General features: G+C 47.8%; 13 protein-coding genes. 3 read left to right on the top strand and 10 right to left on the bottom strand.

The window, feature by feature from the left end; translation table 11 throughout:
- Window positions 1-310: 310 nt before the first annotated feature.
- Window positions 311-841: a methylated-DNA--[protein]-cysteine S-methyltransferase gene (locus tag M3212_RS18410; RefSeq protein WP_251195422.1), complete on the bottom strand. Its 531-nt coding sequence runs from the start codon at window positions 839-841 to the stop codon at window positions 311-313.
- Window positions 842-911: 70 nt separating this feature from the next.
- Window positions 912-2,051 carry a tRNA epoxyqueuosine(34) reductase QueG gene (queG, locus tag M3212_RS18405; protein ID WP_251195421.1) on the bottom strand — a complete coding sequence of 380 codons (1,140 nt, stop codon included), beginning with the start codon at window positions 2,049-2,051 and terminating at the stop codon, window positions 912-914.
- A 143-nt stretch (window positions 2,052-2,194) separates the two neighbouring features.
- On the opposite strand from queG, the gene M3212_RS18400 reads away from it, so the two are divergent.
- Window positions 2,195-2,869: a B3/B4 domain-containing protein gene (locus M3212_RS18400; protein ID WP_349774206.1), complete on the top strand. Its 675-nt coding sequence runs from the start codon at window positions 2,195-2,197 to the stop codon at window positions 2,867-2,869.
- Between the two features lie 67 nt (window positions 2,870-2,936).
- Window positions 2,937-3,377 (top strand): Dps family protein, encoded by a 441-nt coding sequence (locus M3212_RS18395; protein WP_251195420.1) that lies wholly within the window; start codon window positions 2,937-2,939, stop codon window positions 3,375-3,377.
- Window positions 3,378-3,821: 444 nt separating this feature from the next.
- Here the strand turns inward: M3212_RS18395 and M3212_RS18390 are convergent, their stop codons facing one another.
- Complete coding sequence (locus M3212_RS18390) at window positions 3,822-5,228, bottom strand: NAD-dependent succinate-semialdehyde dehydrogenase (RefSeq protein ID WP_251195419.1); 1,407 nt, start codon at window positions 5,226-5,228, stop codon at window positions 3,822-3,824.
- A gap of 93 nt (window positions 5,229-5,321) precedes the next feature.
- Window positions 5,322-5,930: a DUF3298 and DUF4163 domain-containing protein gene (locus tag M3212_RS18385; protein WP_251195418.1), complete on the bottom strand. Its 609-nt coding sequence runs from the start codon at window positions 5,928-5,930 to the stop codon at window positions 5,322-5,324.
- 197 nt (window positions 5,931-6,127) lie between these two features.
- Here M3212_RS18385 and M3212_RS18380 point away from each other — a divergent pair, with 197 nt between their 5' ends.
- Window positions 6,128-6,937, top strand: a complete 810-nt coding sequence (locus M3212_RS18380; RefSeq protein ID WP_251195417.1) for a sensor histidine kinase — start codon at window positions 6,128-6,130, stop codon at window positions 6,935-6,937.
- 163 nt (window positions 6,938-7,100) lie between these two features.
- Here M3212_RS18380 and M3212_RS18375 read toward each other — a convergent pair whose 3' ends face one another.
- The 6 genes from M3212_RS18375 to M3212_RS18350 all read right to left on the bottom strand — a co-directional run bounded on the left by M3212_RS18375 (window position 7,101) and on the right by M3212_RS18350 (window position 13,724).
- The gene (locus M3212_RS18375; RefSeq protein WP_251195416.1) at window positions 7,101-7,607 is read right to left on the bottom strand and encodes a ferritin; all 507 of its coding nucleotides are present in this window, start codon (window positions 7,605-7,607) and stop codon (window positions 7,101-7,103) included.
- 145 nt (window positions 7,608-7,752) lie between these two features.
- Window positions 7,753-9,039, bottom strand: a complete 1,287-nt coding sequence (locus tag M3212_RS18370) for an MFS transporter (protein ID WP_251195415.1) — start codon at window positions 9,037-9,039, stop codon at window positions 7,753-7,755.
- Window positions 9,040-9,075: 36 nt separating this feature from the next.
- Window positions 9,076-10,572 (bottom strand): glycerol kinase GlpK, encoded by a 1,497-nt coding sequence (glpK, locus tag M3212_RS18365; RefSeq protein ID WP_251195414.1) that lies wholly within the window; start codon window positions 10,570-10,572, stop codon window positions 9,076-9,078.
- 253 nt (window positions 10,573-10,825) lie between these two features.
- Window positions 10,826-11,158 (bottom strand): DUF3870 domain-containing protein, encoded by a 333-nt coding sequence (locus M3212_RS18360; protein WP_251195413.1) that lies wholly within the window; start codon window positions 11,156-11,158, stop codon window positions 10,826-10,828.
- A gap of 83 nt (window positions 11,159-11,241) precedes the next feature.
- Window positions 11,242-12,501, bottom strand: coding sequence for a lactate racemase domain-containing protein (locus tag M3212_RS18355; protein ID WP_251195412.1), 1,260 nt, complete (start codon window positions 12,499-12,501; stop codon window positions 11,242-11,244).
- A gap of 239 nt (window positions 12,502-12,740) precedes the next feature.
- On the bottom strand, window positions 12,741-13,724 hold the full coding sequence (locus M3212_RS18350; protein WP_251195411.1) for a quinone oxidoreductase family protein: 984 nt from the start codon (window positions 13,722-13,724) through the stop codon (window positions 12,741-12,743).
- Between the last annotated feature and the right edge of the window lie 230 nt (window positions 13,725-13,954).

Here is a 13,954-nt window from a genome sequence, read left to right as displayed (position 1 = left end):
ACCACCTCACCAGAGGGTGAGATGGCTGGCAATCTTCTTTTATGAGTAATTTCTTAAATCCTAGAGAAAAAAGCAAAGGCAAAATAGAAACCCCACTTTTCAGAAGTGGGGTTTCTCGACAATCTGACGAAACCGCTATGCGGTTTCGTAGAATCGGCGTGCGAGGCCGACGCCCTGCCCCGATTCATCCTGAAAATTAATATAATTTCTTATCTTTTTTAGAAAACCACACAGCGGTTTTTCTAATTTGTTCGATCTTCAATCTATTGAAAAAAAAGATGCCCTGAACAGGACACCCTCATTGCGTTTGCTATGAAATTTGTTCAATGGCTCCTTCGAGGCCAAGAAGGATTTCCTTTTTATCAAGGCCGCCTCCATACCCGACCATGTTTCCATTGCTACCAATAACGCGGTGGCAGGGGATGATGATCGGAATCGGATTTTTGTTGTTGGCTCCACCAATCGCCCTGATGGCTTTTGGAGCTCCTATTTCCTGGGCAATCTGTTTATAGGACTTGGTCGTTCCATATTCAATCGTTCGGAGCACATTCCATACCTTCTTCTGAAAAGGGGTGCCACACAAGTCAACCGGAAGATCGAACTCAATACGCTTTCTTGCAAAATAATCCTCAAGCTGCTCACAAACCGGGCGGAGATGATCTTTCGAACGGATCAATTCACCTTTTCGGCCGTTTTTCTTCAACCATGTTTTTATGTTTACCGTACTTGCATCCAGTTCGCCAAAATTGATGTGACAAACGCCTTGATCCGTTGCAACGATTGTAAGTTTACCTATGGGACTATCCATTTCGTCAACAAAATGTGTCAGCTGCGTTGTCATGATATCCCTTCCTTCCAATTGTCCAAGCTTGTTCTAATCTTACCTTACCATATCATGAATTGCTCGCCGCTTACTGTTTATTTTCCAACAAATTTATCGCTTTTTCCAGCTCTCGCACGACTTCTTTGTCTGTTTCGCTGTTTTTCACTTTTTCAAGCTGATTTTTCTCATTTACCGTCCCGATTTCTCCTATTGCCCAAGCTGCGGTTCCTCGAATAACCGGGCGTGGATCCTCCGTGAGCAGCGTACTTAACAAAGGCAATGCTTTTTCGTCTTTGAAATGGGCAAGTGCGATAATCGCATTACGCTGAATCGGCTTTTTCCCACGCCAGGAGCCTGAAATATGACCAAACTTCTCTTTGAATTGCCGGTTCGTCATCGTTAATAACGGCAACAATTTCGGCTTGGCGATCTCTGGATCGGGCTCCATTTCCTCATGTATATGAAAATCTTTTCCTTTGTTTTCGGGACAGACCTGCTGACATGTGTCACAACCGTAAAGCCGGTTTCCCAGCTTCTTTCGATATGGCTCCGGGAGGAATCCTTTTGTTTGTGTAAGAAACGCAATGCACGCCTGGGAATTCAGCTGTCCTCCTTGTACAAGGGCGCCAGTCGGACAGGCATCAATGCATTTTGTACATGAACCGCACTGCTCCGTAATCGGAACATCAGGCTCTATTGCCAGCGTCGTAATAAGCTCACCCAAGTAGACGTAGCTTCCAAACTCCGGGGTAATAATCGCGCAATTTTTCCCGCTCCAGCCAATACCCGCCCGCTCGGCGACAGCCCGGTCAGCCAGCTCGCCTGTATCAACCATCGAAAGTGTCCTTTCGTCAGGAAAGCGTGCCTGGATGAATTGCTCAATTTTCTGTAAACGCTCACGCAGCACATCATGATAATCCTTCCCCCACGATGCCCGGCAAAAAATGCCGCGCCGTTCCTCCTTTGTACTCTTAGGTGGATTTTTCATTTTTGATGGATAAGCAAGCGCAATTGAAATAATCGTTCGGGCTTCCGGCAAAACCCGCCTTGGCTCGACCCGCTTTTCAATATCCGGCTCTTCAAAGCCAGACTGATAGCCAAGCTCCTGTTGCGTTCGCAGGCGGTCCTTCAGCTTAAGAAATGGGTCAGCAGTCGTAAACCCAATCTTATCCACTCCTATTGACTTACTATATGCAATAAGCTCATCCTTAAATTGGGCGTTTGTCATAGCCCTCACCTTTCTTCTATCTTTTTCTATAATTATGCTACAATAGGCGATGTAGCCACTATCTTCCTTGATCTCCTACATACAGCGGACCGTTATCGCTTTTAGAATAATCCAACCTAGCAAGTAAAGGAGGTTCTCTTTCTGTGATTCATGTACATATTCACCAATCACTCAGTCAAATCCTTTCCGGCTTTAAAATCGGGGTCGTCCATTACGAGGACATCGTCGTTAGTGACTCCCCTCAAATGCTAAAAGGACGATTACAGTTTTTTCAGGAGACGATCCGCGTCGAGTTAGAAAACAAGTCCTTATCCGATGTTACTGGAATTTCTGACTGGCGACAAGTCTTCAAGCAGCTCAAAGTTGACCCGGGCCGCTATCGTCCGTCTCACGAAGCGCTTTACCGCCGCATCGCAAAGGGCCAGCCGCTGCCCCTGATTAATTCAGCTGTTGATTTGAATACGTTTTTTTCATTAGAATATACAATCCCGCTCGGCATCTATGACGTGGCCCACATTGATGGCAACGTGACGATCCGCCTTGGGAACGAAACGGATCACTATGAAGGAGTCAATGGCCGAGACAATCAGATGGCCAATAAGCTTGTCAGCGCAGACGAACTTGGCGCGTTCGGGAGCCCAATCGTTGATTCAAAGCGAACGATCGTCACACCGACGACGACCTCAGCGCTGCAGCTCTTTTATTTACGGCCGGCCACCTCAATCGAAGAAAGCGGCAAACTGCTTACCGCGGCAGCGAAGATGTTCACCCAGATTCATGGTGGTGAATTTGCGACCAGTGTCATCAGCGATGAGTAAATAATGTTTAGAATCATTATAAATAGGGAAATAGTATAACTGAAGACAATAAAAGGAGGACTTTCTCATGAGTCAAGAAAAAGTAGCAGCCATTCTTAACAAACAAATTGCCAATTGGAGCGTCCTATTCGTTAAACTTCACAACTATCACTGGTATGTGAAAGGCCCTCAGTTTTTTACTCTACACGAAAAGTTTGAAGAACTCTACAATGAAGCCTCAGTGCATATTGATGAACTCGCTGAGCGTCTGCTTGCCTTAAAAGGCCAGCCTGCCGCAACAATGAAGGAATATTTGGAGACCGCTTCCGTCAAAGAAGCACCGGGCGGCCAAGATGCGGAAGCCATGGTGGCCGAGCTTGTTTCCGATTTTGATACATTAATTGAGGAGCTAAAAGGCGGCATGGAAGCAGCCGATTCACTAGGTGATGAAACAACAGCCGATATGCTTTTAGCGGTACACCAATCTCTCGAAAAGCACAATTGGATGCTTCGCTCATTCTTGAAATAAAAGAGCTTTTACAGAGCTTGAGACAAAACTAGCTTTGGACCTACTGGCAATGGCTTCACACGCCACAAGCCCGTTGTGAGAAACCCACTCACATCGGGCTTTAAAAGATCGTGGCGGTTCCGCTCATTGCTTAAAGGCTGTGACGAAAAGGTAAAAAAACAACCTTTTATCACAGCCTCTTTTGTGGCTTCAAAAGGTGGGGCGGCCGCTCCGTCCTGCACAAAGTGAGAAGGAAAGTGGGTTTCTTTCCTTCTCACTTTCAAACCCATGTGCAGACTCCACTGTCCGCTTCGGCTTGTGCTGGTTCTTCAGAAGAACTGGTCTCGAATCCGCTCACTGCTCGTCAGCTGGGATACGTGGCAACGGCTTCTTCCTGCGCAGACTTCGCACGCTGCTTCGAGGTTGTCTAAAAAGGTCAAAAGCGTACCTTTTTAGACAACCTCTTTAAAACGCGACGGAGATGTATTTGACTTCGACGAATTCTTCCATTCCGTGGTGTCCGCCTTCGCGGCCGATGCCGCTTTCTTTCCAGCCGCCAAACGGCGCCTGGGCGGAGGATGGAACGCCATCATTGATGCCGACGATGCCGTACTCCAGCTTTTCACTTATCCGGATCGCACGCCCGATATCACGGGTGAAAAGATAGGCGGCAAGGCCGTACGGACTGTTATTGGCGCGGCGGATGACCTCCTCCTCTGTTTCAAAGCTTGAGATCGGAGCAACCGGGCCAAAGGTTTCTTCCTGCATGCATTGCATCTCTTCCTTCACCCCGCTGAGCACAGTCGGTTCAAAAAACAGCCCATCGATCTTCTTTCCTCCGACTACGACAGACGCCCCTTTTTCGGTCGCATCTTTAATATGCTCCTCAACCTTGTTGAGCGCATCTTCATCGATCAGCGGACCAAGATCATTTTCCTCCATTCCGTTTCCGGTTTTCAGTTCACGCACAGCTTTGGCGAATTTCTCGGTAAACTCATCCTTTACCGCTTCCGCGACATAGAGACGGTTGGCGCAGACGCATGTCTGGCCAGCATTGCGATATTTCGAGGCGATCGCCTGCTCGACAGCAAGATCAAGATCAGCATCATCCATGACAATGAGCGGGGCATGTCCGCCAAGCTCAAGGGAAATTTTCTTTACCGTCTTCGCCGCACCATTCATTAAATGCTTCCCTACTTCGGTCGAGCCTGTGAACGTCAATTTCCGTACCCGTTCATCCTCTTGCCACGCATCGACGATCTCACTTGACTTTCCAGTCACAACATTAATCACACCCGCCGGAATTCCGGCCTCCTCCGCCAGTTCAGCCAGCCTTAACGCCGTAAGCGGTGTCTGACTCGCCGGCTTAATGACAGTCGTACAGCCTACCGCCAGCGCCGGGGCAACCTTCCGCGTAATCATCGCCGCAGGAAAGTTCCACGGTGTCACCGCCGCGACAACACCAACCGGCTGACGCTGAACAAAAATCCGTTTATGTTTCGCCGAAGCGGGAATCGTCTCACCATAAAGCCGCTTTCCTTCTTCGGCATACCATTGAATAAAGGCACTTGCGTATTTCACCTCTCCTGTTGCTTCCTTCAATGGCTTCCCCTGCTCCGTCGTCATCAGCTCAGCAAGCTCCCGCTCATGCTCTTTAATCAATTGAAACCAGGCCATGAGCAGCTCACTGCGTTCATTTGCGGTTTTGCCCGACCAATCGGCAAATGCCTCATAAGCAGCATCAACAGCCTGCTGCGCCTCTTTCCTCCCACCATTTGGAACGCGATCAATTACTTCTCCTGTCGCCGGGTTAAGGACGTCCTTTTGCTCTAACTCCCCACCAGTCCACTGGCAATTAATGAACAACTTCATGCAAAAATCCTCCTCTTAACCATGATGTGAACCTTTACCACGTTTGAGAAAAATTAAACCTGTCCCGGCGTCTTTTACACGATCAACAGCAGGTCAGTCGAACATTTTTCCTAAAGGTCCATCTTCCGCGGCAATATTCTGAAGCTCATAGACTGGGATGACAAAGTAAGGAATACCAGCGGCATAGGGAAGCAGTTCGTACAATTGAAAATAAAGAACGAGCGCTTTATCAGCGAGATAAAAATATTGATTCGGTGCAATTCCCTTAAACTCAGACAGCAGCGGCAAATCTCTCTCTTTTATTTGCCTTTTGATAATCGCATTTAACGCCTTCGTATAAGTAGCCCCCGGCTTAAATAAATCCTTTAACGCATAAGTGTCCCCAGTCACCGTATTCATCGTTAGTGAGCGTTGCATCGTTAAACCATGCGCCCCTCCCGAATAGGCATAATGGTTGTTTGTTAAACTGATGATATCGCGTTGGTTCGTTTTCACTTCAAAGCCGCCTGTAATTACCGTCTGCGGCTCTTTTTCGTAGCCCTGCTTCTGAATCATCGTCATTACCTGTTTTACGATTCGTTTATTCAGCTTTTCCTGAACCTGCTGATTCGCCAAGCCTGACAGCTCAGGGTAATAAATATCAAGGCGCGGTTGAACAAGGTGGCGAGCAATAACCTGCGCAGGTGATTGCCAAGTAGTCATCTCACGTTCCCTCCTCCTGTCGATTCTCTAATATATATGACAGACAAACGTCCTGTAGGTTTAATTTTTTTTCTGATTAGGAAGGAAATTGGCAAATCAACTAGAATTGTTAAGGTAAGGTTAAGAAGAACGTTTATTCCATCGGACTCTTTTATAAGTGGAACGATTATTATTCAAGTAGGAGCGACACAACTTCAATGAACCTATCATTTATAAAAAAATGGTTTTCCAGAAAAAGTGAGAATCAGGACCACGAGGAAAAACATGACGAAAAGCAAAGTGATACTTCCTCAAATGAATCGGCGCAGCCTGCAAATGAGAACTATCACGCCGTCATCGGCAGAATGTCAGCTTTCTTTGCCCACGAAATTCGCAATCCATTAACATCAATTATCGGGTTCGCTGAATTTATGGAACAGCACCCCGCCATTAAAGCCGATCCAAACATCGCTCACTATACGTCAATTATTCGCGAGGAAGCATTGAAGATGGAACTGCTGATCCAGGAATTGTTAAGCCTGTCCAAATCACATCTGGATCACGATAATCTCTCCATTATCGACGTTAAGCAAAGCGTAAACAAAATCATCACCATTTATACGATGAAGGCTGATAAGCAAAATATCACCTTCCAGACTCATATTGAAGAAGATGTATACATAACCGGCAATGCCAGTCGCTTTGAACGAATGATTATCAATTTAATCAATAATGCGATCGAAGCTATTCAAGAGGAAGGGACCATCGAAATTCGCATTGTAAAAGAACATAAGCATGTGTACATTTCGATCATTGACAGCGGTCCAGGGATCGACCCTGATCAGCTCGAACAAATCTTTTATCCTTTTTATACAACGAAGGATGAAGGCACGGGCATCGGGCTGCCGATTTGCAAAACGATTGTTGAAACATTAAATGGAACGATGGACATTACGAACCACCCAACAAAGGGCGTTCACGTAAAAATGAAAATCCCCTACAGCGAACACGCCACCCGTAATAACTGAATGGAGCTGGGTAAAAGGTTGTTTTTCACCTTTTGCCCAGCTCCTAAGCACTGTGCGGAGCCAGTGCCCTTCCTCGAATCAACCTGAATATTTATAAACTCTCTAAAAAAAAGCAATGCCAGTAAGGGAAGCATCCCCTCTGACATCACCCTCATTTTTTTGATTAATCATCGCTTGCCGTAAAAGATCGCTTGGAAAATTCATTATCCAGCATAAAAAAGGCGTTGCTGTCATTGTCAATGCGCTTCAGCTTCTGAATAATACTGTCAAATAAATCCTCCTCTTCGACCTGCTCCTCAATAAACCATTTCAAAAAGTTTATCGTCGCATGCTCGCGCGCGTCCCACGCCAAATCCGATAAGTGGTAAATTTTCTTTGTCACTTCTTTTTCCTGAACAAGCGATTTTTCAAAAGCATCGAGAATAGAGGTGAATTCATTATTCGGGGCAGGCAGCGCCTGAATGATCGCTCTTTCTCCAAGAACATTAATAAAGTTGTAAAACTTCATCGCATGGAACCGTTCCTCTTCAGCCTGGACGAGAAAGAAGTTGGCAAATCCATCGAGGCTTTGATCAGAGCAGTACGCTGCCATCGCCAAATAAGAATGGGCGGCATAGAATTCGTAATTCATCTGATCATTTAAAGCCGTTAGCAGCTTATCATTTAACATGTTCGTCCTCCTTTGTTTTACTCAGGTTAACTGTTACATTACCCACTTCTTTTTATTTAAAGCCGTTAGCAGCTTATCATTTAACATGTTCGTCCTCCTTTGTTTTACTCAGGTTAACTGTTACATTACCCACTTCTTTTTATTTCTAAACCCGGCTTGCTTTTTCCTGCTTCGGCAAAAGAAAGCTCATGCATGAGGCGAAAACACAAAGCCCAATCGCCATATAAAACGTCACATCATAACCACCCGTCAGATCAAAAAGCACGCCCGGTACGTACGCTCCTAAAGCCGCTCCCACCTGATGGCTAAAAAAGAACAGACCGATAATAAACCCGAGCGCCTGCGGGGGAAAATAAAGGGATGCCAGCTTCATCGTCGGCGCAACAGTCGAAAAGTCAACAACACCAAATGAGACCGAGAACAGCATCAATAAGAAAGAATGACCAAGGGCAAAACCAAACAAAACCGGATCATGAACAATCACTAATAAAATGACAATCGTCAAAGCGCGTATACCATACAAGCCGCCAAGCATATAGCGGCTGTCCCATTTGTCAGAGAGATAGCCAGAAAGAATCGTACCCCCAAAATTAAACAGAGCCAACGTGCTTACCGCCGTACCGGCTACTGCCGCCGAAAACCCGCAAAACTCGGCAAATGGAACGAGGTGCGTATCAATTAAACCGCTCGTTGTAAAGCCGCAGACGAAAAAAGGAAGCAACAGGAACAAAAAAGCCCGTCTCCTGAATAACCCGCCAAGCACGGCAAAAAGGGAAGGCCGCTCTCCCTCCTCCGTCCCGGCGTGGCGTGGATCAGTCTGCTCTCCCGTCCCGCCATATGGCCCGAGACCCCGCTCCTCCGGCAAAGAAGCATAAAAGAAATAAATGACCGGCACCATGACGACCAGCAGCAGAAGACCTAACATCATGACCGCCTGACTCCAGCCAAAGAGATGAATCAGAACAATCGATAACGGCACGATCAAAAACTGTCCCGACGCGGTTCCCGCCGTCATCATGCCGATCGCCAACCCCCGCTTCACCGAGAACCACTTTGTCACGACGACCGTCCCCAAGACATTCGACGCCCCGCCAAAACCGATCGAGGCAATGACCCCGTAAATCAGCATTAAGTGCCACGGCTTCGTCACCAACGCTGTTAAAAGCATTGAAAGCGAGACGACAAGTACACTGAGCATTAGCACTTTCTTGGCGCCGATTCGATCAATCAAACGGCCGATAAAAGGCTGAAAGAGGCCGAATACGAGATAGCTGACGAGCGCGACTGCCGAGATTTCAGCGCGGCTTGACTGGAATGCTTCCTCCCATGGCGTCAAAAAGGCCCCGAAGGAAAGACGGATCCCCTGGGCCAGCATCAGGGAAGCGAAAGTAATCAGCAAAATGATCCACGCATAATGTATATTTTTTTTCATAATGTTCTCTCCTGTCTATTCCTCTCCAGAAACGCTCTATGATTTAAACACCATCGCTGCTTCCACAGCCTTTTGCCACCCTTGATAAAGCGCTGACCGCTCGGCCGCTTCCATCTCCGGTGAAAAGGTCCGCTCCACCGCCCATTGCTGGGCGATTTCGCTTTTATCCTTCCAAAAGCCGACGGCGAGCCCTGCCAAATAGGCCGCCCCAAGCGCGGTCGTTTCCTGGATCATCGCCCGTTCAACCGGGACATTGAGCAAATCACTTTGAAATTGCATCAAAAAATTGTTGGCGACCGCCCCGCCATCAACGCGCAGCGTCTTCACCGCTATACCCGAGTCAGCCTCCATCGCTGTCAGCACATCCTTTGTCTGATATGCCAGCGACTCTAACGTCGCCCGAATAAAATGCTCCTTGCTCGTTCCGCGCGTCAAGCCGAAGACGGCTCCGCGGATATCACTGTCCCAATATGGAGTGCCGAGACCGACAAAGGCCGGAACAACATAGACACCGTCAGTCGACGTGATCCGCGTCGCATAGTGCTCACTATCCTTCGCTGCTTTAATCATTCGCAGGCCGTCCCGAAGCCATTGAATCGCCGAACCGGCGACAAAGACGCTTCCCTCTAGCGCATACTCTACCTTGCCATCAACGCCCCATGCCAATGTTGTCAGCAGACCGTGCTTCGACGTGACCGCTTTTTCACCCGTATTCATCAGCATGAAGCAGCCCGTACCGTATGTGTTTTTTGCCATTCCCTCCTCGAAGCATGCCTGCCCGAACAAAGCTGCCTGCTGGTCCCCGGCTGCCCCGGCAATCGGCACCTGCAGCCCGAAGAAATGATAGTCTGCCGTCTTGCCATAAATCTCGGAGGAAGGCCGAACCTCAGGCAGCATAGCTTCAGGTACATCAAGCATGGCGAGCAGATCGGCATCCCATTTCCGCTCATAAATGTTATACATTAACGTTCTCGAAGCATTTGAATAATCCGTCACATGCACCTTTCCGCCCGACAGCTTCCAGATCAGCCACGTTTCGACCGTACCGAAGAGAAGCTGCCCTTTCTTCGCCTTTTCCCGCGCTCCGGCAACATGATCCAAAATCCACTTCAGCTTCGTTCCCGAAAAGTACGCATCAATCAGCAGGCCGGTTTTTTCTTTGACCATCTGCTCATGACCCTGCTGCTTCAACTGTTCACAGATCGCCGCCGTTTGCCGCGATTGCCAGACAATCGCCTGATAGACCGGCTGTCCGGTTTCCTTATCCCAGACGATTGTCGTTTCCCGTTGATTGGCGATACCAATTGCCGCGATCTCATATTCCCTCACATTCGCTTTCAGCATCACGCCTGACATCACCGCGAGCGTCGAAGCCCAAATCTCGTTCGCATTTTGCTCAACCCAGCCCGGCTGCTGATAAATTTGCTTAATTTCCTTCTGCTCCACCGCCATTTTCCGACCGGACTGATCAAATAAAATGGCGCGTGAGCTTGTCGTTCCCTGATCCAATGCCAAAATATATGACTTTTTCATTTCCTTCCTCCTATCTGCGTAAGAAAAATGCAACTACTGTATTTACCTGCCTGTCGAGCGAAGTCTATTTCAGGAGCGACGGATTCCCCTCTTTTCATTTATTCGGATAGTCAGATAGAAAATACATTTGACCAAGCTTCGTTTTTTCTTAGATCGAATCAACACGCAAATTTTTATCCTTTCGAAATGAACCATGTGAAAAAGCTATTAGCAGAGCGCGATTCGTCGCTAATAGCTTTTTCCTTCCGCCTTCTTATTGGGTTGTTTCCTCTATTTGCAGCTGTACAAACTGCTTATGTAAATCCTTCATCGCCGCCACGAGCGCATTCGTCGCTTTCCCTTTATAATGCCGTATAATCAGCTCGACCGGCTCCTCAACCCCATCCTTCAGACTGACTCCCCGCAGGATGCGGTCAATGTATTGGCGACTATGCTCGGTTGCCAACGTACAGGAAGCCTGAATAATAACCCCGTATTTCCGATCAACTTCGGCGGTGATCGTTAGCGTTTCGAATACACTTTTCGCCGCCATCCCTTGCGGTAGTCGGGCATGACCGGCAATAAATATCGTATTAATCGTGATCATCACTCCACCTTTTCGTTATCATTCTTCTTCCTATCGCTACTTCTACAGATCCATTTCCATTTCCTGCTTTCGTGATGGAATTCTCAAGCAGATGTCAGCTTATACGCCAAGCTGCCGTACGTATCGAAGCGGAGCTGTCTCTTTGCTTCGATTTCAAACTGGACAGCGGACCTTTCCATTTGTTCAAGCACTGGTCTGGAAACGAGAAGATGGTCAAGATGCAAAGTATTTGGTACTTGCACCAGCCTGACGCGAGTGAGATCGACCTCAGGACCTAAGCTGTCGCAGGCACTTTCAATCGATTCCCGTTCGTCATCATAGATAAACGGCAGCATCGCCCTTTGTAAGTACGTGCTCGTGATTGAATTGGTATACGTCGCTTTCCGGTCAATCCGGTCAACAAGCCGTTGGGTCGTAAAATCAGCAAGCCCGACCCCTTGAGCATTGCCAAAGGACTGCTCCGTCAAATCCAGCACCACGATTCGTTTGACGTCAGGTTTTTCCGGTTCTGGCACACCTTCAATCCGCCAGCGCCCGATAATGTTCGGATCCATCCCCGTCCCGCTGAAAATCTTCCCCATCTCTTCGACAATCAGGACATCAATCGTATCGACGGGAAGCCGCGGCATCATTTCTTTTGCCCGCTTCAGCAGCCCAGCTTCCACCTCGAACCACTCTTCCGTTCCGACCCCGACAATGTCGGCCGTTTGATCATAGCCATTCTCAATAATCGCCAGTCCCATCACTATCGGCGAATGCCGGAGCGCGCTGGCACAGACTGTCTCAATGTTTCTCGCCATATGCAGAGCGCCATTAGCATGGACAAAGCTCGCGCCTTTTCGCTTCCCCAGTCCAATTGTCACCATTTTGCTAAGTCCGCTCTCAACCCGGCCGCGAAAGGCCGTATGCGCTTTGATCCGATTGATGACAATGACACCGTCGGCCCCGTAGGCATGCGTATCCATATAAACCGGAACACCATCGGCCGTCTTGGCGATTTGCTCAACTTCCATGGAAGAACGGATTTCAGCTCCGACGGATTCAGCCGTTATCCCGAGATGATGAAGCACCTCCACCTGGCCATCCGCCGTCGCTCCACCGTGGCTGCCCATCGCCGGCACAAGAAAAGGGCGATACCCGAGACTCTTTAATGTCGAAACCGTTTCCCGCAAAATCAGCACAATATTGGCGATTCCTCTGCTCCCTGCGGTAATCGCCACCTCCGCTCCCTTTGGCAAAGCAGCCAGCGCTGAATTGTTCATCAGTTCTCTTTGAATCGTCCCGCTAATATCGGCAAGCTTGTCATCGCGAAATTTTTGCCGTATTTCATACATTTCCATCATGTTATCAGCTCCTTTCCAGCTGGCAGAGGGACTGTCTCAAACGCTCATTAAGAAAGAATATCTGCCCTTCCTTCACGCTCAAAAGAGGTAACCTCCCAGTCCTTCACCACTAAAAAAACTCTCTACTCTTCTTTTAAGTTAGGAACTCTACCAGCTATTTTACCATGAGAAGCTGCTTCCGAATTGTTTATGCAGCTGTTACACCGTTAACAGGCCAGACTAATAAAACGCTTACAAATTTAAGGGATTAGCAGAATCTTTCCCGTACTCTTTCTACTCTCAACATGGGCTTGTGCCTGCCCGGCTTCCGCCAATGGAAACCGTTCGGAAATTTGCATCTGGAGCTTTCCCCCGACTAATAACTGAATCAGCTGTTCAGCACTGTCTCGCAGAAAAGCGGGTCTTCTTTTCCGGTACGTACCCGTACTGTAGCCAATTACCGTCCGGCAGCTCGAATGCAGGGCATTCGTCTTCACTTCGCCGGGATGAGATCCGTCATTGGCATGACCGAAATTAACAATCCGTCCGAAATGGCTTAGACATTCCATACTCCGGTTGAAATTGTCGCCGGCAACCGTATCAAGAATTACATCCACACCTTCTTCCTTCGTTAGTTTCATCACTTCATCGACAAAGTTCTGCTCGCGGTAATTAATAACATGATCAGCTCCAAGCGATTCGACAAGCTGTTTTTTTTCGTCGCTGCCAACCGTGCCGATGATGGTTGCCGCTCCGAAAAGCTTTGCCAGCTGAACAGCCGTCGTTCCGATTCCGCCCGCTGACGCATGGATCAAAATCGATTCGCCTTTCATGAGCCCTGCCATTTTCTTTAGCACATTATAAGCGGTAACGCCAACCGTTAACGAAGCGGCAGCTGTTTCACTGTCCAATTCATCGGGAAGTGCGTATGTCAAAACAGGATCAGCACAGACATATTCCGCATAGGAGCCGCCTTTTGGAAAAGCCATAACCCGCTGCCCTTCTTTTAAATCACGAACCTCCTCGCCTGCCTTGACAATCACCCCGGCACAATCTAGTCCGGGAGTAAAAGGGAATCCGGTCTGTCCATGATACTCGCCCACCCGCGCTTTAATATCAGCGAAGTTGACACTTATCGCTTCAACCTTGATCAATACCTCTGTTGCCGAAATTTCAGGAATCTCCCGATCTTCAATTCGCAACACATCAGGTCCACCATGCTCTGCCACAACAACCGCCTTCATCCTTTTCACCCTTTCCGATTTTCATTCTCTCCAATTGTAAGTATAGCGGTTATTATTCTGAAAATAAATCATATTCTGAATAATAACCTTGAAAATAGCCTGGTCTACATGCTTTATACTGACGCAGCTACTACTCTTTCTTCTTAAATATAAATTCAATTTTTCATGAATTATACCTTTAAATCTTTGTTTTTTTGAAGCTGCTGAAAAAGTACGATTTTTACTTTTTC

Source organism: Halalkalibacter oceani (assembly GCF_023715705.1).
In the GTDB taxonomy this organism is placed as follows: domain Bacteria; phylum Bacillota; class Bacilli; order Bacillales; family Bacillaceae_D; genus Halalkalibacter; species Halalkalibacter oceani_A.
This window is presented reverse-complemented; position numbering and strand designations above follow the sequence as displayed.